Here is a 22488-nt window from a genome sequence, read left to right on the forward strand (position 1 = left end):
GAGACATTGTTAGCGGACGGCGAAGTCCGGAACCGTTAGTATCGCCGCAGCACACGAGTCGGGGGGCTTGGCGGTGAAAGAAAAACTGTGGAGCCGGGACTGGTTCGCCGCGCTGGCGTTCGCGATCCTGTTCGCGGTGCTGGCCTACGGCGTGTTTGCCGACAGCTTCCAGTCGCTGGAACGCTACACCTACGATCTTGGCGTGCGTTCGCGCGAGCGCACCCCGTCCGATCGCATCGCGATCGTCGCGATCGACGACGACTCGATCCGCAATCTCGGCCGCTGGCCGTGGCCGCGCGCGTTGCAGGCGCAGCTGATCGACAAGCTGCACGAAGGCGGCGCGCGTGTCGTTGCCAACACGGCGCTCTATCTGGAGCCGGAATCCAATGCCAGCGCCGCCGCCCTGCAGTCGATCGCATCCGATCTCGAAAAGTCGCCGCTGACACAGCAGATCCCGGTCGAGATCGAAACCTTCGGCGTGATGCTTGATGACAACGCCGCCAAGGATCAGCGGCTGTCGGGCATCGCGCGTTCATACAAGGACTCGGCGCTCGCGCACGACTACGCGAAGCTGATGCGCGGTCTGCTGACGCGCCTGCAGACCGCTGCGCAGGACGGCGACTCGGCCGACGTCAAGCTCGGCAAGGCGCTGGCCGACGACAAGGTCGTGCTGCCGATGATCTTCACGCTCGGCCGCCCGCAGGGACGACCGGACGCGGCGCTGCCCGACTACATCCGACGCAATGCCCTGACCAATATCCAGGACCGGGTCGGTGCGCGCGCCGACGGCGAAATGCCGCTGCCGGCAAGTGCCGTGCAGATTCCGATCGAGCCGCTGGGCACGCAGGCACTGGCGATCGGCCATCTGAACGTCACGCCGGATGTCGACGGCGCCGTGCGCTACGAGCCGCTGGTCCTGCAGTACTACGACGAGTTCTATCCGTCTCTGTCCCTGATGCTGGCGGCGAGCGCCCTGAACCTGAAGCCGGCCGACATCGAGGTTCGCCTCGGCGAAGGTGTCGTGCTCGGCGGTCTCGACATCGCGACCACGCCGTCACTGCGCATGTACACGCAGTTCTACGCCGACCGCGACGGCAAACCCGCGTTTCCGGTCGACTCGGCCTACGACGTGCTGTCCGGCAAGCTGCCGCTGGCGCGTTACAAGGACAAGATCGTGCTGATCGGCACGACCGCTGCCGGCACCGGCGACAGCTTCGCCACGCCGGTTTCCGCCTCGACGGCGCCCGTGCTGACGCTCGCGCACAGCGTATCGAGCCTGCTGCAGGGCGACTTCTTCACGCGGCCGGACTGGGCGCGCTGGGCGGAACTGGGCGTCTTCGTCGGACTGCTGCTCTATCTCGCCTTCGTCGTGCCGCGCATGAAAGCAACGCTCGCTGCGCTTGTCAGCCTGATCCTGATCGTCGCGCTGGTCGGCACGCAGATCGGCCTGATGGTCAGCCACGCGATCTGGCTGCAACTGACGATCGCTGCGGTGTTCCTCGCACTTGGCCACGCGTTCATGACGGTGAAGAAATTCAACATCACCGAGCGCCTGAAACAGACCAGCGATGTCGAGGGTGCGGAGTCCAACCGCATGCTCGGCCTCGCCTTCCAGGGCCAGGGCCAGCTCGACATGGCGTTCGAGAAATTCCGTCGCGTGCAGCCGGTCGACGATCGCCTGCTCGACCTGATCTACAACCTGGCGCTGGACTTCGAACGCAAGCGCCAGTTCAACAAGGCCGAGTCCGCCTACCAGTACATCGCCGGGTTCAACAAGGAATTCCGCGACGTGCCACAGAAGCTGTCGCGCGCCAAGAAGCTGTCGGAGACGGTCATCCTCGGCAGCAGCGGCGGCGGCTCGCATCCAGGCGGCACCCTGGTACTCGATGCCACCCAGCAACTCGAAAAACCGATGCTCGGCCGCTACCAGGTCGAGAAGGAACTCGGCAAGGGCGCGATGGGCATCGTCTACATGGGCAAGGACCCGAAGATCGGCCGTCAGGTCGCAATCAAGACGATGGCGCTGTCGCAGGAGTTCGAGCCGGACGAACTCGCCGGCGTCAAGGAACGCTTCTTCCGCGAAGCCGAAACCGCCGGCCGGCTGACGCATCCGCACATCGTGTCGATCTACGATGCCGGCGAGGAGCATGACCTCGCCTACATCGCCATGGAGTTCATCCGCGGTTTCGATCTGACCCGGCATACCAAGGCCAACAATCTGCTGCCGGTCGACGAGGTGCTGCGGCTGATGGCCGACGCGGCCGACGCACTGAACTACGCGCACGCCAACGGCATCGTGCATCGTGACATCAAGCCGGCGAACATGATGCTGGTCGAGACCACGCGATCGCTGAAGCTGATGGACTTCGGCATCGCCCGCATCACCGATTCGAGCAAGACCAAGACCGGCATGGTGCTCGGCACGCCCAGTTACATGTCGCCCGAACAGCTGGCCGGGCGCAGGGTCGACGGCCGCTCGGATCTGTTCTCGCTCGGCGTCACCTTGTACCAGCTGCTGACCGGCGCCTTGCCGTTCCAGGCCGAGTCGATGGCAACGCTGATGTTCAAGATAGCCAACGAACCGCATGCGCCGCCGCTGGCGCTGCGCCCCGATCTGCCGGCGGAAATCGATCAGGTCATTGCGCGCGTGCTGCATAAGGATGCTGCACAGCGCTACGCGAACGGCGCCGAACTGGCCACCGCGCTGCGTCAGGTGCTCGCGCAACTCGGCGGCTGATGGCGATGGCGCTCAAGGGCAAGCTGGGCACTGCGCTGCTTACCGACCCAGGGCTGGTGCGCGGCAACAACGAGGACACGGTTGCCGAAGATCCGGACATCGGCCTGGTGGTGCTGGCCGATGGCATGGGCGGCTACAACGCCGGCGAGATCGCCAGCGGCATCGCCGTGACGACCGTGCTCGACGCCGTGCGCCGGCAATGGCCGACGCTCAAGCACGGCAGTGTCGATCCGGACAGCGGCTACAGTGTCGAAGCGCTGACCCTGAAAACGGCGATCGAGACCGCACACGCGACGATCCACCAGGTTTCGCAAACCCAGCCGCAATGCGCCGGCATGGGGACGACCATCGTCGCCGCTGCCTTTCACGACGACCGCGTCGCCATCGCCTATGTCGGCGACTCGCGGCTGTACCGCCTGCGACATGGTCGTTTCGAGCAGATCACCCGCGACCATTCCCTGCTCGAAGAACTGATCGCGCGCGGCCACTATTCCCGCGAAGACGCCGAGCGCATCGTGCGCAAGAACATCGTGACGCGGGCGCTTGGCGTCGAGAACGAAGTGCAGGTCGACGTCATCGAGGACACGGTCGAGGTCGACGACCTGCTGCTGCTGTGCTCGGACGGACTCAGCGACATGGTCAACGACCAGACCATCGGCTTAACACTGGAAAGGTACGCTGCTAATCTCGAAACCGCAGCGCAAAGGCTGGTCGAACTCGCCAATGCCGCCGGCGGCAAGGACAATGTTTCGGTTGTGCTGGCACGGGCCGACGCGTCATTCGCGCGTGGCCGCCGCTGGTACGAACGCTTGATGGAATGGTTCTGAAGGAATTTATGGGCAAGCTCATCGTTACCGACGGCAACGGCCAGGTGCAGGAATTCGCGCTGACCAAGGAACGTCTCAGCATCGGCCGGCACCCCGACAACGACATCCCGCTCAACGACAAGGCCGTGTCCGGCCGCCATGCCGTGGTCATCACCATTCTCAAGGACTCGTTTCTCGAGGATCTGGATTCGACCAACGGCACGACGGTCAACGGCCGCACCATCACCAAGCATCCGCTCACCCACGGCGACCAGATCACGATCGGCCGCAACACGCTCAAGTACGAATCCGAAGCCGGCGGCGACGACGACTTCGAGAAAACCATGATTCTCAAGCCGGGCCAGTTCGGTACGGCCTTCGAGTCGCAGGTTCAGGCTGCGACCGCCTCGGCACCGCCACCGACCAGCGTCAAGCCGGTACTCGGCAAACTGCGCGTGGTCAGCGGACCGAACGCCGGCAAGGAGCTGGAGCTGTCGAAGGCCCTGACCACGATCGGCAAGCCCGGCGTGCAGGTTGCGGCGATCACCCGCCGCGCCGACGGCTACTACATCGTCCACGTCGGCGGCGAAACCGGCACCAAGCGCGCGCTCGTCAACGGCGCCGAAATCAGCACGCATGCGCGCAAGCTGAATCCTGGCGACACCATCGAACTGCTTGGCACGCAGATGAGTTTCGCCACCGTCTGAGCGGTGCTTGCAGCAGGGGACGGTCGGCGCATAATGCGCTGACGCTCGTCACGGAGCCGATCATGAACTCCCCCGCCATGCTCGCATCCCTGCTGCTCGCGACCACGCTCGTCGCCCCGGCACTTGCCGACAACCTCAAGGCCGCGGCGCCCGGGCCGGCACCAGCAGCGATACCGCACGACTGCATCCGCGAAACCGGTACGCTGATCCCGAACAAGGATGGCAAGTGCCTGGCGGTCCCGGGTCAGGTACTGACATCCGAGGATCTGCAGCACACCGGCGCCACGAACACTGCCGACGCGATTCGAGCGCTAGTACCCTCCGCGCGCTGAACGCAGACCGCTGGCCGCCTGCGAACCCGGCAGGTGGCGGTAGTGCACGCGCTGCGTGAGTCCGCAGAACAGTTCATAGGCGAGCGTGCCGGCGTATGCAGCCACCTCTTCGGCTGCCAGCCCCGGCCCCCAGAGCCGCACCGGATCGCCGACCGCAGCCTGCGGCACCGCGCGCAGGTCGACCGTGATCATGTCCATCGACACCCGACCGGCGAGCGGCACGCGGCAACCGGCGACGACCATCGGCGTGCCGTTGGCGAAGGCGCGATGGATGCCGTCGGCGTAGCCGACCGCGACCACGCCGATCGGCATGCGCTCCGGGCAGACATAGGCGCCGCCGTAGCCGACCCGCTCGCCGGCCGCGAATTCGCGCACCGCGATCAGGCGGCTGTCGAGCGCCATCGCCGGCCGCAGATCGAGATCCGCGGCGCTGCGCGCGGGCAGCGGCGAACAGCCGTACAGCGCCAGCCCCGGCCGTACCCAGTCGCGACGTGCCGACGGCCAGGCAATGATGCCGGCCGAGTTGGCGATGGAGCGCGGCCCCGGAATGCCCTGAAGCGCCGCGTCGAAGCGTGCGATCTGCAGCGGCGTGAAATCGTTCTCGGGCTCGTCCGCGCAGGCCAGATGGGTCATCCAGCCTTCCAGCTTCCAGTTCGGATGGCGACGCAGGACCTCGACCAGCTTGGGCACATCCGCAAGCGGAAACCCGAGTCGATGCATGCCACTGTCGAGCTTGAACCACAGCGACAGCTGCGCACTGTCAGGCAAGGCTTCGAGCAGCGCCAGCTGCCAGTGATCGTGGACGACGATCTGCAGACGTTCGTAGACGGCCTGTGCCGCTTCCTCGCCGGAAATGACCCCTTCCAGCAGCGCGATCGGCGTGACGACGTGCGCCTGCCGCAGCTCCATCGCCTCTTCGAGACACGCCACTGCCAGTGCGTCGACACCCGCGGCTTCGAGCGCGCGCGCCACCGGCACGGCGCCATGGCCGTAGGCATCGGCCTTGACGGCCGCCATCACGCGCGAGCGTGGTGCCATACCACGCACGACCTGCAGGTTGTGCTGGATGCAGCCGAGATCGACCGTGGCGGTGACGCGCGGAATCATTCGTCGACGTCGTAATCCGCGGAATAGCCCTGCGCGAGATTGTCGAACCGCGTGTATTCACCGTGGAACGCCGTCTTCACGACGCCGAGCGGACCGTTACGCTGCTTGGCGATCAGAATCTCGGCGATGCCCTTGTCCGGCGAATCCTTGTTGTAGACCTCGTCGCGATAAATGAACAACACCAGATCGGCGTCCTGCTCGATACCACCGGACTCGCGCAGGTCCGACATGCGCGGCCGCTTGTTGTCGCGCTGCTCGACGCCGCGGTTGAGCTGCGAAAGTGCGATCACCGGCACTTCGAGTTCCTTGCCGAGCGCCTTGAGGCTGCGCGAAATCTCGGAAATCTCGTTGACGCGACCATCCTTGTTGCCGGGAATCTGCATCAGCTGGATGTAATCCACCACGATCAGGCCAAGCCCGTGCCGCGCCTTGACGCGGCGTGCGCGCGCACGGATGTCGAGCGGCGACATCGCACCGGTTTCATCGATGTACAGCGGTGCCTCGCGCAGGAAGCCGCTCTGCGAGACCAGGCGATCCATGTCCCGGTCGCCGAGATCACCGCTGCGCAGACTGCCCATCGGAATGCGCGCGAACGACGACAGCATGCGCAGCGCCAGCTGGTCGGCCGGCATTTCCATGCTGAACACCAGCGCCGGCTTCTTCTCGTACATCACTGCGTGCTCGGCCATGTTCAGCGCCAGGCTGGTCTTGCCCATCGACGGACGGCCGGCAAGAATCACCAGATCGCCCGGATGCAGGCCGGTGGTCTTGTCGTCGAGATCCTTGAAGCCCGTCGACAGCCCTGCCAGCTGGCCCTTGTTCTGGCGCAATGCCTCAAGCTTGCGCTCGACCGTGTCGATCAGCGCCGGCATCGCGTAGTAGTCGTTCTTCGAACGATCGGCCCGGGAGCGCAGACGGAAAACCTGCTGCTCGGCCAGATCAAGCAATTCCGGGTACTCGCGCCCGTCGGGACGATAGCCGAGTTCGGCGATTTCACCGCCGACACCGACCAGCGCGCGCAGCACGGCGCGTTCGCGGACGATCTCGGCATAGGCCATGACATTGGCGGCGCTCGGCGTGTCGTTCGCCAGCGTGCCGAGGTAGGCGATGCCGCCGGCGTCCTCGAGCTGGCCGCGCGCCTTCAGATGTTCAGACAGCGTAATGAAGTCGCAGGGCCGCCGGCTCGAAGCCAGCTCGGCGATCGCCCGATAGATCAGCTGATGATCCTCGCGATAGAAATCGTCGGCGTTGAGCTTGTCCGCCAGATCGTCCCAGTGGCGGTTTTCCAGCATCAGGCCGCCCAGCACCGACTGCTCCGCCTCGACCGAATACGGCGGTGCCTTGGGCTGCTGCTGAAGTTTGAGAGGGGTGCTCATCGGCGTTCGATTATGCAGCGATTTCGAGGTGACGCGGGTACCGATCCGGCGCCCTCGCCCGCAAACGAATCGGCCCGCACGAGGCGGGCCGATCCGGTCACAGCGACAGACGGCTTCCTAGCGGACGCCGCTCTTGTCTTCTTCGACCACGATCGTCAGGCTGGTTTCGACTTCGCTGTGCAGATGCACACCGACTTCGAACGTGCCGACCGCACGGATCGGGCCGCCGACGATGTCGATTTCGCTCTTTTCGACGTCCAGACCCAGCGCCCTGGCGGCTTCGACAATTTCGTGCACGCCGACCGAACCGTAGAGCTTGCCTTCTTCCGACGCCAGCGCCTTGATCGTCAGCGTCTTGCCGGCGAGCTTCTCGGCGCGGATCTTCGCGGCGTTGACGCTTTCCGTGGCCTTCTTCACCAGCTCGGCCTTGCGCGCTTCGAACACCTTGACGTTGTCGGCCGTGGCCGGCAGCGCCTTGCCCTGCGGCAGCAGATAGTTGCGACCGAAACCGGACTTGACCTTGACGGTCTCGCCGAGGTCGCCGAGCTTCTTGATCTTCTCGAGCAGAATCACGTTCATGGTCTGCTCCCTTACAGATGCTTGTCGGTGTACGGCAGCAGCGCCAAGAAGCGCGCACGCTTGATCGCCAGGGCCAGCTCGCGCTGATAACGCGTGCGGGTGCCGGTGATGCGGGCCGGAACGATCTTGCCGTTCTCGCCGACGTAACCCTTGAGCATCGCCAGATCCTTGTAGTCGATCTTCGGAGCGTTGTCCGAGCTGAACTTGCAGGACTTCTTGCGACGATAGAATTGCTGTGCCATTGCTTAGACCCCTTCCTCGGCGTTCGCGTCTTCGGTGTCGGACGACGCGTCGTCGGCTCCTTCCGAATCATTGCCACGCGAACGGTATTCGCCCGGCTTCTTCTCTTCATCCGGCACCTTGAACAGCGGCGACTGCTCGCTGACGGCGGTTTCGGTACGGATGACCAGCTTGCGGATCACGGCGTCGTTGAACTTGAACGCGTTCTCGAGCTCGGCGAGCGTCTCGTCGTTGATCTCGATGTTCATCAGCACGTAGTGCGCCTTGTGCGCCTTGGCGATCGGGTACGCCAGCTGACGACGACCCCAGTCCTCGAGACGGTGCACGGTGCCGCCGCCGGCCTGGATCATGTTGCGGTAACGCTCGGTCATGGCCGGAACCTGTTCGCTCTGGTCCGGATGCACCATGACGACCACTTCGTAGTGTCGCATCGTAACTCCTTGTGGACGTTGACATTTTCGTCAACGGCTCCCCGCCCTGTTGCCTCTGCAGCCGGGCGGTGGAGCAAGTGAATCCCGCGCCGGATCGGCACGAGGGGCGCGAATCTTATGGGAATCAGGCGCTTGTTGCAATGTGCCCGCGCCGTGCCCTGGCCGGTCGGCTATTTGCGCCGGACGGCATGCCGCTGGCGCCAGGCCTCATACAGGCAGACTGCCGTGGCCACCGACACATTCAGGCTCTCCGCCTTGCCCTGCATCGGAATCTTGACGAGACGATCACAGGTGTCGCGCGTGAGGCGGCGCAGACCTTCACCCTCGGCGCCCATCACCAGCACGGTCGGGCCAGTCATGTCGACCTCGTACAGGGTTTCCCGGGCCTCGCCGGCCAGACCCGTGGTCCAGTAGCCCATTTCCTTGAGGCGTTCGAGCGTGCGCGACAGATTGGTGACCGCGATCAAGGGCACGCGCTCGGCGCTGCCCGCCGCTGCCGCACGCGCCGCCGCGGTCAGGCCGGCGGCGCGATCCTTGGGGATGATGACGGCCGACACGCCGACCGCTTCGGCGGTGCGCAGACAGGCGCCGAGATTATGCGGGTCCTGCACGCCGTCGAGTGCGAGAAACCAGCGATCCTTTTCGGCCGGCTGATAGAGAGCATCCTCGGCATCGAAGACTTTCTCGGGCACGTAGGCCAGCACGCCCTGATGGCGCAGTTCCGGCGCCTTCAGATCGAGATCGGAACGCGGCACGATGCGGACGCGGACTTCGTGCTGCCTGGCCAGCGCCTGCAGACGCCGCGCCCGCTCGTCGTTGCGCGTGTCGGCGAGCAGGATTTCAAACGGCTTGTCGTGCGCGTCTTCCAGCGCGGCCATGACGGCATGAAAGCCGCCGATCAGAGTCGATTTCGACACCTGCCACTCTTCTGTCGTTGTTCAAGGCGCGCATTGTCCCAGAATTCGGGGCATGCAAAAGCCGGCCGCAGCAAGCCGCGGCCGGCTCTCGTGCAAAGACGCCAGGTGCTACTTCGCTGCCCTTCGGATCAGCCCGATCACCACCAGCAGCACGATGGCGCCGATGACCGCGCCGATGAATCCGGCGTTCTCGCCCGGCGCATACAAGTGCAGGGCCTGTCCGCCGTAGGTGGCCGCGAACGCACCGGCGATGCCGAGGATCGTCGTCAGCACGATGCCCATCTTGTCGTCACCGGGATGCAGCCAGCGCGCCAGCAGGCCGACGATGAAACCGATGATCAGGGTTCCGAGTATGTGCATGACGATGCCCCTTGACTGGTCTTACGTCCTTAACCGCCCAGATACGGCGGCGGCGCCCAGGCCTGCTGTTCCTGACCTTCGATCACCGGCTTGATGACGATGTCGACGCGACGATTGCGCGGCTCGTTGACGTTGTCGCCGGTGCGGATCAGCGGCTCGCGCTCGCCACGCCCTTCGGTACGGATACGCTCGCTCGGTACGCCCTGGCTCGACAGATAGGTCGCCACCGAATTGGCGCGGCTCTCCGACAGGCGCAGGTTGTATTCGTCGCTGCCGGTGGTATCGGTGTGGCCGACGACATGAATCACGGTCTTGTCGTAGGTCTTCAGGATGTTCGCGATCTTCGCGTAGGTATCGAGCGCGTTCGGCTTGAGCTGGGCACTGTTGAGATCGAAACTGACGTCGCTGGCGATGCCGACCTTGAGCGAGCCGTCGGACAGCTGCGTGATCTGCAACTCGTTGTTGCGCTGTTCTTCCGCCAGCTGCTGATTGAGCTCGGCCTTCTGCTTGTCCATGTAATGACCGGCAGCGCCACCGGCCAGCGCACCGATGGCGGCACCGACGATCGGCGCTCCGCGCGCATGGCTGACGTTGTTGCCGATGATGCCGCCGGCAATGGCGCCGATCACCGCGCCGGTCTTGGCACGCTGGTTCGGATCATCCGTAGCGCAGGCGGCCAGACCGCCGACCGTCAGCGCGATGATGGCAATACGGACGTATTTCATGAGCGTTTCCTTGGTGGCTTTGATGAAGACGCGGAGCGCGATTTTCTGGCGCCGCGCTGAATCGGATCTGAACGTCTTTCGTTCTTCGCTGCACCCTCCCGCGACGGATTTTTTGCGGTCGGCCCGCGCGAAATCTGATGCAGCAACTCGAGATCGATCTTGCGTTCGTCGAGGTTTACACGCACGAGCTTCACACGCAAGCGGTCACCGAGCCCGTAGCTCATGCCGCTGCGGCTGCCGTTGAGGCGATGCGTGCGATCGTCGTATTCGTAGTAATCGTTCTTCAGTGTCGACACGTGCACCAGACCGTCGACATACAGTCCGGACAATTCGACGAACAAGCCGAACGGCGCGACGCTGGCGACGATGCCGTCGAACTCCTCGCCGACCCGATGACTCATGTACTCGCATTTCAGCCAGGTCGTGACCTCGCGCGTCGCCTCGTCGGCGCGCCGCTCGGTCATCGAACAATGCGTGCCGAACGCCTCCATGTTTTCCTGCGTATAGATGAAGCCCTTCGGCACGCGCCGCAGCAGACCACGCTTGAGCGTGGCGTGCTTGAGCGCGCGATGCAGCAGCAGGTCGGGATAGCGGCGGATCGGCGAGGTGAAGTGCGCGTAATGCGTCAGCGCCAGACCGAAGTGGCCGACATTGACCGGGCTGTAGCGCGCCTGCATCAGCGTGCGCAGCAGCACGGTCTGGATCAGGCTGATGTCCGGTCGCGACCTGGCTTCCTGCAGGACCTTGGCAAAATCGCCGGCCTTGGGCTTCGGCCCGCCGCCGAGGCTCAGACCTTTCAGCGCCAGGAACTCGCGCAGCGTCGCGATCTTGATCGGATCCGGGTCCTCGTGGACGCGGTAGAGGTTCGGCAGCTTGGCTTTCTCGACGAACTTCGCGGCCTCGACATTGGCCGCGACCATGCATTCTTCGATCAGCCGGTGTGCGCGATTGCGTTTGACCGGCACGATGCGGTCGATCTTGCGTTCGTCCGAGAACACGATGCGCGTTTCGGTCGATTCGAAATCGATCGCGCCGCGGCGACCGCGCGCCGCGAACAGCGCCTCGAACACCTCGTTGAGCGTCTGCAGGTGCGGCACGATGGCGGCGCGCTCGCGCGCCTTGGCGCCATCCGGCGCATCGAGCATTTCGGCAACGTCTTCATAGATCAGCCGCGCATGGCTGCGCATCACGCCTTCGAAGAAGCGCGCCTTGGCAACCTCGCCGTCCGGCATCACGCGCATCTCGCAGACCATGCACAGACGCTCGACATCCGGGTTCAGCGAACACAGCCCGTTCGACAGCTTCTCCGGCAGCATCGGAATCACGCGCTGCGGGAAGTAGACGGAGTTGCCGCGCTTCAGCGCTTCCTTGTCGAGCGGCGCGTCGGGTTTCACATAGGCCGATACGTCGGCGATCGCGACCCACAGCGTCCAGCCCTTCTTCTCGCGCCGCGCGTGGACGGCATCGTCGAAGTCGCGCGCATCGGCGCCGTCGATCGTCACCAGCGGCAGCTTGCGCAGGTCCTCGCGATCGGCGTACTGCTCGGGTTGCACGGTATCGGGAATCGCCGCCGCTTCCTGTTCGACGGCATGCGGCCACTCGTTCGGCAGGCTGTGCGCGCGAATCGCCGCCTCGATCTCCATGCCCGGCGCCAGATGCTCGCCGAGGATCTCCGTGATGCGACCGACCGGCAGGGTACGGTTGCCCGGCGGCGCGACGATGTCGGCGACCACCATCTGGCCGTGCCGCGCCTTGCCCAGTTCTTCGGCCGGAATCAGCAGGTCCTGCTGCACCCGCGGGTTGTCGGGAATCACGTAGGCGACGCCACGATCGATGTGCAGGCGACCCACCACGCTGCGGCTGACCCGCTCGATGACTTCGGCGACCACGCCTTCCGGCCGGCCCTTGTAGTCGAGGCCGATCACGCGCACCAGCACGCGGTCACCGTTCATCAGCGAGCGCATCTGCCGCGGCGACAGGAACACGTCCTTGCCGCCGGCGTCGGGGATCAGGAACCCGAATCCGTCGCGATGCGCCTGCACACTGCCGGCGATCAGGTTCATCTCCGTCACCGGGCCATAGGCGCCGCGTCGGTTCTGCATCAGCTGCCCCTCGCGCACCATTGCCACGAGGCGCTTGGACAGGGCTTCCTGCTGGGTCAGCTTGCCGAGCTGGAACGCGCCGACCAGCTCGTCGAGCGTCAGCGGGCCTTCATGAGCGGCGAGGGTGTCGAGGATCAGATTGCGGCTGGGAATCGGGTCCGCGTAGCGGCCCTGTTCCTTTGCATATTCGGCATCGGAGGTCTGCCAGTTGGCGGCAGCGGAAGCGGCCTTGCGGGCCGTACGGGTGTTATCTTTTGACTTCTTGTTTTTCATTGACAAAGGTAGTTGGCGTCGCCACAATGCGCGCCCTTGACGCCAGCCGCAACTCGTTGCGGTGGCTGACAGAAATGCCGAGATGGCGGAATTGGTAGACGCACCAGTTTCAGGTACTGGCGGGTAACACCGTGGAGGTTCGAGTCCTCTTCTCGGCACCAATCAGGTTTTGACGGTTGAATCCGTCGCGACCACTTGGCGCACTTGCTGCGCACTGGAAAACGGCCCATGAGGCCGTTTTTTTGTTTGCGTTGTTGTTCACGGCGAGCCGATTGTAGCGACATCGCCGCCGCCGCGCAGGATTTCACGCCGCACCGTGCCGGCCGCGGCGTGCACCGACGACCGTCACTGCCAGACGTAGCTCAGTTCCATGCCGATGGTCCGCGGCTCGCCCCAGAACACGGCGCGATCGGTTTGCGGCAGGGTCGGGATGGCTTCCGTAATGTAGTCCTTGTCGAGCAGGTTGCGCGCAAAGGCAGCCACTTCAAGCTCGCCGTGCCCGAGCGTGATGCCGCTGACGGCAAGGCGCGTGTTGACCAAGCCGTAGGCCGGCAGATACGAAAGATCGGAACGACCCGGCAGGCCGCCGCCGTCGCGCTCGCCCATGTAGCTGTAATTGGTCGAACCGCGAAGCTGCCCCCAGCGGCCCCGAAAGAACGTGTAGTCGGCCGCGAGCACGCCGGAATGGCGGGGTGCCGACGGAAACGGGTATTGATCGGCAACATTGGCACCAGTGGCATCAATGACTTTCAGCACCTTGGCATCGAGGTAGGAGTAGTCGCCCGAAAGGTTCAGCCACGATGTCACAGCCCATGCGAGCTCGAGTTCGACCCCCTGTATCCGGGCGTGGCCGGCGTTGGTGGCCTTGGTGTCGCCGAGCGTGCCCGGAATCAGGAAGGTGATCTGCATGTCCTTGAAGTCGGTGTAGAACACATCGGCGTTGATGCGGAAGCGCCGATCGAACCAGTCGCTCTTGATGCCGACTTCGGTCGAAGCCACGTACTCCGGCGCGAACCCCTCCTCGAAGCCGAAGCCGTAGTCGGTACCGTCCGACGCCGGGCCCGACGCCGCCGAAATCTGCGGATCGCGCAGATTGAAGCCGCCGCTGCGATAGCCTTCGACATACTTGGCGTAGAGGTGGACATCCGGCCGCAGATCGAACGCGCTGATGAACGAGAGCGAGTCATTCGAATAGCTGCGCTTGCCGCGCACATGGTCGAAAGCGTCCGCACTGTCGGCGAGAAAGGCGGTGCCCAGACCGTTGACGTTGACTTCGAGATAGTTGTCCTGCGTGTAGGTCTTGATCGCTTCGCGCGAATCCTGTGAATGCCGATAGCCGAGCGTCAGATGCAGGCGTTCATCGAACCACGACGGCGTCCAGGTGCCCTGGCCGAACAGCGCAGCAGCGTGATTGTCTGCGCCGTAATCGCGCATGTTGAACGTCACGATGCGTGGACCGGCCAGCGAGATCAGAGGGTTCACCAGACCCGGTATCAGCTGATAGAGGGCCGCGGCCTGCGCCGGCAACAACGCGGAGCTCGCCTGATGGCTGAACGGCGTACGGTCGGTCGCACGTTCCGAGAACAGGAAACCGCCGAGTATGTATTCGAACTGCTCGTCGAACAGCTTGCCCTTGAACTGCAGCTCATGCGACCACTGGTGCTGCTTGAGTTCTGGAATCACCAGGGGCGTCGGCCCGCCGTACGCGACCGTCGCCGCAGGACCATCGTAGTAGTTGCTGTCGAGCCGGAAGTCGAGCGAGCCGGCACCGCCACCGAGATCCGCGTAGTAGTTGTCGTCGAGACTGCGGTAGGCGCCGATGTACTTGAGCTCGTAGCCCTCGAACGGCATGGTCAGCGTCAGCGCGTGCCCGTCGATGCGCGTCGTCGACTGCTCCATCGGCATGCCGGTCGCAAGATGATCGAGTCGGTGCGGCGAATACACGCTGTTGAGCGCCGCATATTCCTTGATCAGGTTCGCACTGCCCTTGTCGGAGTCCGGCGGCAGCACGTCCTGCGGCATCTGCGCGTAGGCATCGACGCGCGTCAAGTCGAAGCCGTAGTCGGCACGCAGCCAGTCGTACGGTGTCCAGCTCGCGTCGAAGCGCAGGCCGAGCGCCTTGCGGTCGCCGAAATCGCCGCCCGGTCCGGTGTTCTCGACATAGCCGTCCTGGCGTTTGGCGAGCACGCCGAGCTTGACGGCTGCGTCCGCCGACAGCGGCGCGTTGATGGTGGCCTTGCCACTGGCGAGCGCCCGCTCGCCGCCGCTGCTTGTGAACTCGACCCAGAAGCCGCTCGGATCGGGCCGCTTGGTGATGAGGTTGATCGCGCCGCCGGTGGTATTGCGCCCGTACAAGGTTCCCTGTGGTCCTTTCAGCACTTCTATCCGTTCGAGATCGGCCACCTCGAGCGCAAGCCCGGACGAACGCGCGATGTAGACGCCATCGAGGTAGACACCGACCGCCGGGTCCTGCGTCACCTGCGCATCGGCCAGACCGACGCCGCGAATGAACAGGCGCAGCGTCGAATTGCTGGTCGGAAACGGCTCGATGGAAATGCCCGGCACATTGCCCTGCAGCTTCTCGACGCTGTCGATGCCGCGTTCCTGCAGCATTTTCTCGTTGAACGCCGTCATCGAAATCGGCGTGTTCTGGATCGATTCCGACTTCTTCTGCGCGGTGACGATGATTTCCTCGATCTGTGGCGCCGGCGTGCGGTCGCCGCTCGAGCCCACCACCGGCTTCGGCGGCTCGGCCGGCAACGCAATGGTCTTCAACGATTCTGCGTCGGGTGCAGCGTCGGACGCCGTCTGCGTCGCACTTTGGGCGCCCGCATGGGTCACCACGAACACGGCACCGAGCAGGCATCCTCGCACCTGAGCCTTGATCGCCACGTCTCCCCCCTGCGCACTGCCGGCGCTTCAATGACTGGACCATCCCAGTGCGGGCAATGTCGGCTCATGCAGGCGTTCGGTCATCCCCCAAATTGAGGGCAGTTGCAGCCCGACGGCACCCGTCCAGGCAAAGCGCGCTTCGGGCCATCCGAATCGGCATCGCGGCACGGTCATGCTCGCTCGCGCCATCGCGCGGGATGATATTGTCACCATGTCATATTTGAATTGAAGCTGCCGATGCCAACCCGATCCAAAAAGCGCAAACCACCCGCCAAGCGCGCGTACATGAGCCGCGATCTTCGCCGTCAGACGCTGCTGGAAGTCGCCGCCGGCATCGTCGAGCGCGAGGGCTGGCCGGCACTGACGATGAGCGCACTGGCCGATCAGGGCGGCACCAGCCGGCAGCTGGTCTACCAGCACTTTCCCAGCCTCGAAAAACTGCTGGCGGATACGTCCTGGCACATCTTCACCGACACGATGCTCGGCACCCAGGCGTCGATCGCCGCGCATCCGACGAGTCTGGCCGAAGCTGTCACCGCCGCCGAAGCCGTGACGCTCGATCTGCCGCCCGGCCGCGGCGATGCGCTCTGGCAGCTGATTGCCGGCACCGCGTCGACGACCGAGGAACTGGATCAGATGCGGCGCGGCATGCGCGAAGTGATCACCGGCATCTGGATGCCGCTGGTGCGCAAGGAACTCGGCCTGAAGGAAGCCGATGCCAAGGCCTACGCGTGGATGATGGTGATCGCGTTCTGGGGCATGCGGCAACTGGTGCGCGACGGCGACGTCACGCGAGCACGCGGCGTCAAACTGTTCGGCCAGATGGTCGAGCGGCTCGGCCGGCCGTGACGACCGGCCGAGCGCCCTTCCCCCGCTTCCCCCAGCTTCCCCGCCCCTATTTCCTGAGTTTGCGGCTCGCCAGCGTCTGCGGCCGGAAGTAGCTGTCTTCGAAGTCGAGCCCGAAATCCGGATATGCGTCGCCGGCGAAACTGCCGGTCACGAAGTAGCGGCCGCTCTGCAGGTCGTAATGCACTTCCGGACTGCCGGTGGTGGTCGGCACGAACGGAAAGGTCGTCAGATGCGCTTCCTGGAAGCGCCAGAGCTGACCGCGGCCGTCGTAGCAGTCGACCGCCGCAATGCTCCAGCTGTCTTCGTCGACATAGAACACGCGCTTGCTGAATGCGTGGCGCAGCCCGGGCTTGAGCGTCGCTTCGACAACCCAGACGCGATGCAGCTCGTAACGCGCGAATTCCGGATTCAGATGGCCCTTGCGGATCACCCGATCGTAAGTCGCATCCGGCAGCACGATGCGGCTGGAGTTGTACGGGATGTACATCTCGCGCTTGCCGAGCAGCTTCCAGTTGTAGCGGTCGAGCGCGCCGTTGAACATGTCGGTCTGGTCGTTGAACATCAGACCATCGGCCGAGGTTTTCGGGTTGTCGTAGCCGACATCCGGCGCGCGCCGCGTGCGGCCGAGGCCGGGGCTGAACAGCCATGCGCTGCGGCCGCCATCGGCCTGATCGACGGTCTCGTGCACGAGCAGCAGCTGCCCGGCGATGCGCCTGGGCGCGAGCACTTCCTGCAGGTAGTACAGGATCATGCCCTCGCTCAGCGGGCTCGGCTCCTTCGGATTGCCGTACTTGAACTTGACGTCTTCGATGATGCGCGCCAGCTGGTAGCTGCCGTCCTGCGCGACGATCACTTCGTTGTTGAAGCGGCGCACGGCCGCGCCGCGGAACCGCAGCTTGTGATTCCAGATCACCTCCGCGCCGCTCTTCGGGATCGGGAACGGCACGCCGAGCCGCGCGCCACTCGGCTTGTCGGTGCCATCGAGCCGGGCCGCGGTCGCGTTGTCGCGCGTCGCCGCATTGACCGCGTCCGGCAGGAACGCCGCCCGCACGCTCGGATAGACGCGCATCTGGTAGTCGGCATCGCGGGCGAACAGCGCTCGATGCCCGGCGGTCAGCTGCGCCGCGTACTGCGCGACGTTGTCGCGGGTGATCACGAACAGCGGCTTGTCGACGATGCGATCCGGCGCGAGCAGCGCTGCCAGCGAAGCCGGCTTGTGGTCGCGCAGGTCTTCGAGCTGCTCGTATGTCAGCTTTAGCTGCTCCGGACGAAAGCGTTTGACGCCGTCCCAGGCGGGGATCGTGCCTGCGGCGTTGCCGGCTGCTTCGGCACCGGCCGGCGTCAGCTCATGGCCCAGCCTGGCCGCCTCGGCGGCCGTGGCGGTGGCCGATGCCGGAGGCACCGAGGCGAGCAACGCCACCAGTGCCAGCACGCCCCTCAGCTTGTAATGCATGTCTCCTCCGTCGCCTCGCGTCGTCCACTTGCGCGCGTGCTTTTGATGTATAAACTTTACAGACTGTAAATCTGGCGTCAAGCGGCACGACGAGCGCCACCGACCGGCATGGGGATGCCGGCGCATGCGGGGGAGAAAATGAAGCACGGGATCGTTGCGACACTGCTGGCCCTGACAGCCCTGCCGGCATCGGCGCTGGACTTCGATGCCGGCCCGATCGCCGGCACGCTCAACACGCGCATCTCGTTCGGCGCCGCGATGCGCGTGCAGAGCCGCGACGAGCGCCTGGTCGCCAAGCTCGCGGTGCCCGGCCAGCAGGATCTGTGCGCAGCCGACGACTGCCAGTCGCAGACCGGCGATCCGGCACCGAACCAGCGGCTGGTCGACGCACGCGGCGCGTTCTCCGGCGTCAATGAAGACAACGGCAACCTCGACTACGACCGCGGTGATCCGACCGCGGCGATCTTCCAGCTGCGGCCGAAGCTCGACCTGCTCTGGAACGACTGGCAGTTCGAGGCCTCCGGCCTGTTCTTCCACGATCTGGTCAATGTCGGCTTCGATGAAACCCACGCGGACACCCGCTTCCAGTCGGCCCACTCGCCGCGCGCCGGCGCGATCGAACACCTGTACGCCTCGGGGCAGCGGCTCGGCAGCCTGTACGTCGCCCGCTCGTTCGATTTCGACGATCACGAACTGCTGCTGAAGGTCGGCAACCAGCTCCTGAACTGGGGCGAGGCCAACCTCGTGCAGTTCAACACGCTGTCGGAATTCAATCCGCTCGATGCGCCCGTGCTCGGCATGCCCGGTTCGGAACCGAGCCAGTTGCAGCAGGCCACACCGCTCGCGGTCGCGGACCTGACGCTGACCGATTCGCTGGCGCTCGAAGCGGTCTATCAGATGGCCTGGCGCGGCGCGAAACTGCCGGCCTCCGGCAGCTTCCTGTCGAGCAACGACATCGCCGGCCGCGGCAGCTACGCGATTCTCGGGCTCGGCAACTACAACGAAGACCCGGACCGTGAGTTCCGGCCGGCCGGTCTGACCGGACTGATCTCGCAGTCGACCCGCACGATCTACATTCCGGGCGAAAACTTCGGCGCACCGCACAACCGCGACGAATACGGTTTTCGTCTGAACTATCTTGCCGACTGGCTCAACAACGGCACCGAGATCGCGCTGCACTATCTGCACTATCACAGCCGCTACCCGCTGGTCAGCGGCATCGCCGCCGATGCCAGCTGCACCCGCGACGCGACGCAGCCCGGTTTCGTCGGCGCCTTCATCGCCTGCCAGGGTTTCAACGCTGCGTTCAATCCGATCGGCAAGGAACCGCTGCCGGTCGACACCGCAACGCTGTTTCTCGACTATCCGGAAAACATCCAGCTCTACGGCTTGAGCTTCAACACCAATGTCGGCAGCTGGGCACTGTCCGGCGAGTATGCCTACCGGCCGAACCAGCCGCTGCAGATCCTGCAGTCCGACGTGCTGTTCGCGACGTTGGGGCCGGCGTTTCCGGCACAGGACATCCCGATCGGCCTGAACACGGTCGCCGATCCGGCGCTGCTGTCGGCCCTGCCGGCCACGCTTGCGCAGCCGCTGCAGAATCTCGAACAGGGTCTGCTCGGCCAACTGCCCGGCGGCGCGATCTTCACGCTGCCGGGCGAAGACAGCGCCGTGCCGGATTTCCTGAGCCGCTATCGCAAGCAGACCATCAAGGCCGGCGACTACGTTCGCGGCTACGAACGCCTCGGCGTCTCGCAGCTGACGCTGACCGGCATCGGCACCTTCGCCAACAATCCGCTTGGCGCCTCACAGATCGTCTGGGTAATCGAAGGCGCGGCGATGTACGTTCACGGCATGCCGAGCCGCGGCGAGCTGTATTTCGAAGGCGCGGGCGATCGCACGCACCCGTCACCGGGCGCCGACGGCACCGGCACGCCCGACGGCCAGCCGGACACGCGGCGCGTCAACCCGACGCAGATGACCAAGGGTTTTGCCGACGCCTTCTCGTACGGCTACCGCAGCCTGCTGCGCCTGACCTACAACGACCTGCCGGGTGGCATCACCGTCAATCCGTCACTGATCTGGTTCCAGGACCTGCACGGCACCTCGCCGGCGCCGCTGGTCAATTTCATCGAAGGCCGCAAGCTGCTGATCAGCAGCGTCACCATCGAATTCGAATCGGACTGGACCGTCGGCGTGAACTACCAGGTGTTCGCCGGCGCCGGCACGCGCAACCGTTTGCGCGATCGCGATAATGTCTCGGCGTATGTGGCGTATGTGTTTTAGCGCGCGGCAAGGCAGACATCCTGGCCACGAACACCGGCTTGCGAGGTGACGGCGGAATCGTTGGCGGTCCGGCCCCAGCAAGCTTCGGCTCGCCGAGGGAGCACCCCACCTCATCCTGAGCGTTTCCGCCCCGCTGGCGGAGAGGGATTACGTCGATGGGCCGACGACGCGCGTCACTCGACCAGGTGTGCGAGGCAGCCGGTGCGCGTCATCAGCGGCGCCAGCGACGCACGCACCTGTGGATCGAGTTGTACCCAGCGCGCACGAATCTCCGCGTAGCACTTGGCCTGGTACGGGAACGCGGCCTGCGCGAATGTCGCGCCGCGGATGTTCACGCTGACATCGCTCGCGCCTTGCGCCAGTGCCGCGGCGTTGGCGGCGAGGAACGGCAGGTATTCGGCACCGATCATGTCCAGCAGGGCTTCGCGCAGGCCGGCGGATTTCTCCGGCTGCCATTCGCCGTCGATGCCGGAGCCGTCGTCGAGCGTGATCGTCCAGCTCTCGACCACCGGCGCGCGCTCGCGGCAGATGCGCTGCGGCTGCGGATCGATCGTCAGCTGCGCGAGCTGGCCGTACAGCGCGAAGTCGGCCAGCGACGGGCGGCTGCCGAACAGGTAGCGCGCGCCGCCGACCTGCGGCGCGAGGAGGTCGAGCAGTCGCCGGTAGCCGGCTTCGATCAGCGGCGCGTTGTCCGGCGTACAGCCGACCATTGCCATGCGGCTGCGCTGACGATCGTGAAAGAACCTTGCGGCGCTGTCGTGCGCGGCGCCGTGCAGCTTCGGCATCGCATCGCGGACGATCCAGTGCGCTGCCCAGTCGGCGGTGGCATCGTCGGTCCAGCGATGGTGGAACATCATCTTGCTGACCCACTCGTCGGCCAAGTCCTCGATCAGATGGCAGACGAAGGCATCGGCGGCATCGGGCGGCACGATCGAGCGCTGGTCCGGGTGGCGCGCTTCGAGCAGATGCGCGATCGGCGTGCTGTCGACTTGCCATTCGCCGCTGTCCGGCATGCGCAGGATCGGCACGAGCCTGGGCCGCACATGCGCGACTTCCGGCACGGTGTCGGCGGTGCCGACGATCCACACATGCGGCAGTCGCCGGTAGCGCAGGATCGCGCGCAGCTTGCGCGAGAACGGCGAAGGGCTGCAGCCCACGAGACGATAAACGCCCTCGGTCGTCATGCGACAGGCTCCCAGGGTGTGCCGGAAAAATAGAAGCGCAGGCGCTGCCGCAGGCTCGGCGGCGCGACGGCGCGGGCTTCGGCCTGCACGATCGGCTCGAACACCGATGCCGCGCCGGCCTGCTGCAGATGACGGACGATGTCGTGCGGCGCCAGACGCGCATCGACGCGCGCCCGCTGCTCCGCATCGAGCGCGGCATACGCCAGCTGCAGCGTGCGCAGACAGCGCGCGCGATATCGGATCGTCGGCAGCCGCCGGTAGCGGATGCCACCATAGTGGCCGTCGAAATGTGTCGTGCCGGTTTTCGCGGCGGTGGCGTTGTCGTGCAGGTACGGCAGATAGGCGGCACCGATGTCGGAAAAAATCTCATCCCAGGCCGCGTTCGAGAAATCGTCGAGCGGCGCGTCCGCCCAGTCTTCGCTGCCGCTGTTCCAGACGCGCGTGACCCAGGCCCAGACACGTGGCGCCTGTTCGGCCATCAGCGCTGCCGGCCGCGGGTCCTGCGCGTAGTGACGGAACATCGGCCCGAACCACGCGATGTCGACCAGGCTCGGTCGCTCGCCGAGCAGATAGCGACGGTTCGCGAGCAGGGTGTCCAGCCAGCGCAGCGCCTGCGGATAGAGCGCCGCGATCGCATCGAAGTTGTCGCGCGTCACGCCGTCACCACGCAGATAGATGCGTTGCTGGCGACGGCGGAAGTACAGGCCCATCGCCCAGGCCGGCTGCAGACTGTCGCGCGACAGTTCGGCACCGAGCCGCGCGCCGAGATAGCGCGCATTGTCCGGCCACGCCCAGCGCCAGAACATCGCCGGCCGCCATTGCCATTCGTCGCAATAGTCCTCGATCAGCGTCGACAGGAATGCGCGATACGGATCGCGGGGAATCAGCGCGCGCTGCCGATGTTCGGCGTCGAGCCAGCGCAGCAACGGGGTGGTGTCGACGAGCCACAGGCCGTCATCGCGCCTCACTGCCGGCACTTTCATCCAGCCGGTGTTCGGCAGCACCTCGTCAAGCAGGATCGCGGGCGTGATCGTCCGCCGCTCGTAGGCAATGCGCTTGGCGCGCAGGGCACCTTCGAGCTTGCCGCTGAAATACGAGACGTCCGAAAGGTAGACGCAATACGACATCGCGA

General features: G+C 65.2%; 19 protein-coding genes and 1 tRNA gene. 7 read left to right on the plus strand and 13 right to left on the minus strand.

Annotated features, from left to right (window positions below; genetic code table 11):
* Window positions 1–73: 73 nt before the first annotated feature.
* The 4 genes from G7Y85_RS03295 to G7Y85_RS03310 all read left to right on the plus strand — a co-directional run bounded on the left by G7Y85_RS03295 (window position 74) and on the right by G7Y85_RS03310 (window position 4582).
* Window positions 74–2737, plus strand: coding sequence for a CHASE2 domain-containing serine/threonine-protein kinase (locus G7Y85_RS03295; RefSeq protein ID WP_436286629.1), 2664 nt, complete (start codon window positions 74–76; stop codon window positions 2735–2737).
* Window positions 2737–3564 (plus strand): Stp1/IreP family PP2C-type Ser/Thr phosphatase, encoded by an 828-nt coding sequence (locus G7Y85_RS03300; protein WP_206675466.1) that lies wholly within the window; start codon window positions 2737–2739, stop codon window positions 3562–3564. The genes G7Y85_RS03295 and G7Y85_RS03300 overlap by 1 nt, the downstream gene beginning before the upstream one ends.
* Window positions 3565–3572: 8 nt before the next feature.
* Window positions 3573–4250 (plus strand): FHA domain-containing protein, encoded by a 678-nt coding sequence (locus G7Y85_RS03305; RefSeq protein ID WP_166251585.1) that lies wholly within the window; start codon window positions 3573–3575, stop codon window positions 4248–4250.
* A 62-nt stretch (window positions 4251–4312) separates the two neighbouring features.
* Window positions 4313–4582, plus strand: coding sequence for a hypothetical protein (locus G7Y85_RS03310; protein ID WP_166251588.1), 270 nt, complete (start codon window positions 4313–4315; stop codon window positions 4580–4582).
* Here G7Y85_RS03310 and alr read toward each other — a convergent pair.
* From alr to rnr, 9 genes are all read right to left on the minus strand, one after another.
* Window positions 4562–5689, minus strand: a complete 1128-nt coding sequence (gene alr, locus G7Y85_RS03315) for an alanine racemase (protein WP_166251591.1) — start codon at window positions 5687–5689, stop codon at window positions 4562–4564. The genes G7Y85_RS03310 and alr overlap by 21 nt on opposite strands.
* Entirely contained in the window at window positions 5686–7065 is a 1380-nt protein-coding gene (gene dnaB / locus G7Y85_RS03320; RefSeq protein ID WP_166251594.1) for a replicative DNA helicase, read from the minus strand. The genes alr and dnaB overlap by 4 nt, the downstream gene beginning before the upstream one ends.
* Window positions 7066–7182: 117 nt before the next feature.
* Entirely contained in the window at window positions 7183–7644 is a 462-nt protein-coding gene (gene rplI / locus G7Y85_RS03325) for a 50S ribosomal protein L9 (protein WP_166251597.1), read from the minus strand.
* An 11-nt stretch (window positions 7645–7655) separates the two neighbouring features.
* Entirely contained in the window at window positions 7656–7886 is a 231-nt protein-coding gene (rpsR, locus tag G7Y85_RS03330) for a 30S ribosomal protein S18 (protein ID WP_166251600.1), read from the minus strand.
* Window positions 7887–7889: 3 nt separating this feature from the next.
* Window positions 7890–8315, minus strand: a complete 426-nt coding sequence (gene rpsF / locus G7Y85_RS03335; RefSeq protein ID WP_166251602.1) for a 30S ribosomal protein S6 — start codon at window positions 8313–8315, stop codon at window positions 7890–7892.
* Window positions 8316–8485: 170 nt separating this feature from the next.
* The gene (rlmB, locus tag G7Y85_RS03340; protein WP_166251605.1) at window positions 8486–9232 is read right to left on the minus strand and encodes a 23S rRNA (guanosine(2251)-2'-O)-methyltransferase RlmB; all 747 of its coding nucleotides are present in this window, start codon (window positions 9230–9232) and stop codon (window positions 8486–8488) included.
* Window positions 9233–9340: 108 nt separating this feature from the next.
* Window positions 9341–9592, minus strand: coding sequence for a GlsB/YeaQ/YmgE family stress response membrane protein (locus G7Y85_RS03345; protein ID WP_166251608.1), 252 nt, complete (start codon window positions 9590–9592; stop codon window positions 9341–9343).
* A 29-nt stretch (window positions 9593–9621) separates the two neighbouring features.
* Window positions 9622–10317, minus strand: coding sequence for a YiaD family glycine zipper/OmpA-like lipoprotein (locus tag G7Y85_RS03350; protein WP_166251611.1), 696 nt, complete (start codon window positions 10315–10317; stop codon window positions 9622–9624).
* Window positions 10314–12692, minus strand: coding sequence for a ribonuclease R (gene rnr, locus G7Y85_RS03355; protein WP_241695931.1), 2379 nt, complete (start codon window positions 12690–12692; stop codon window positions 10314–10316). Before rnr ends, G7Y85_RS03350 begins: the two co-directional genes overlap by 4 nt.
* A gap of 76 nt (window positions 12693–12768) precedes the next feature.
* On the opposite strand from rnr, the gene G7Y85_RS03360 reads away from it, so the two are divergent.
* Window positions 12769–12853 (plus strand) — tRNA-Leu (locus tag G7Y85_RS03360).
* Window positions 12854–13037: 184 nt separating this feature from the next.
* Here the strand turns inward: G7Y85_RS03360 and G7Y85_RS03365 are convergent.
* On the minus strand, window positions 13038–15584 hold the full coding sequence (locus G7Y85_RS03365; protein WP_366514913.1) for a TonB-dependent receptor: 2547 nt from the start codon (window positions 15582–15584) through the stop codon (window positions 13038–13040).
* A gap of 285 nt (window positions 15585–15869) precedes the next feature.
* Between G7Y85_RS03365 and G7Y85_RS03370 the strand changes: the two genes are divergently transcribed.
* Window positions 15870–16433, plus strand: a complete 564-nt coding sequence (locus G7Y85_RS03370) for a TetR/AcrR family transcriptional regulator (RefSeq protein WP_166251614.1) — start codon at window positions 15870–15872, stop codon at window positions 16431–16433.
* A 46-nt stretch (window positions 16434–16479) separates the two neighbouring features.
* Here the strand turns inward: G7Y85_RS03370 and G7Y85_RS03375 are convergent, their stop codons facing one another.
* A complete protein-coding gene (locus G7Y85_RS03375; protein WP_166251618.1) occupies window positions 16480–17886 on the minus strand; it encodes a DUF1329 domain-containing protein in 1407 nt (468 codons plus the stop codon).
* Between the two features lie 138 nt (window positions 17887–18024).
* On the opposite strand from G7Y85_RS03375, the gene G7Y85_RS03380 reads away from it, so the two are divergent.
* Window positions 18025–20172, plus strand: coding sequence for a DUF1302 domain-containing protein (locus G7Y85_RS03380; protein WP_166251621.1), 2148 nt, complete (start codon window positions 18025–18027; stop codon window positions 20170–20172).
* A gap of 173 nt (window positions 20173–20345) precedes the next feature.
* On the opposite strand, the gene G7Y85_RS03385 is transcribed toward G7Y85_RS03380, so the two are convergent.
* Together G7Y85_RS03385 and G7Y85_RS03390 are read right to left on the minus strand one after the other, a co-directional pair.
* A complete protein-coding gene (locus tag G7Y85_RS03385) occupies window positions 20346–21356 on the minus strand; it encodes a glutathione S-transferase family protein (RefSeq protein ID WP_166251624.1) in 1011 nt (336 codons plus the stop codon).
* Window positions 21353–22483, minus strand: coding sequence for a glutathione S-transferase family protein (locus G7Y85_RS03390; RefSeq protein ID WP_166251627.1), 1131 nt, complete (start codon window positions 22481–22483; stop codon window positions 21353–21355). Before G7Y85_RS03390 ends, G7Y85_RS03385 begins: the two co-directional genes overlap by 4 nt.
* Window positions 22484–22488: the final 5 nt, after the last annotated feature.

Origin of the sequence: Solimonas terrae (genome assembly GCF_011067135.1) — a bacterium.
Classification (GTDB): domain Bacteria; phylum Pseudomonadota; class Gammaproteobacteria; order Nevskiales; family Nevskiaceae; genus Solimonas; species Solimonas terrae.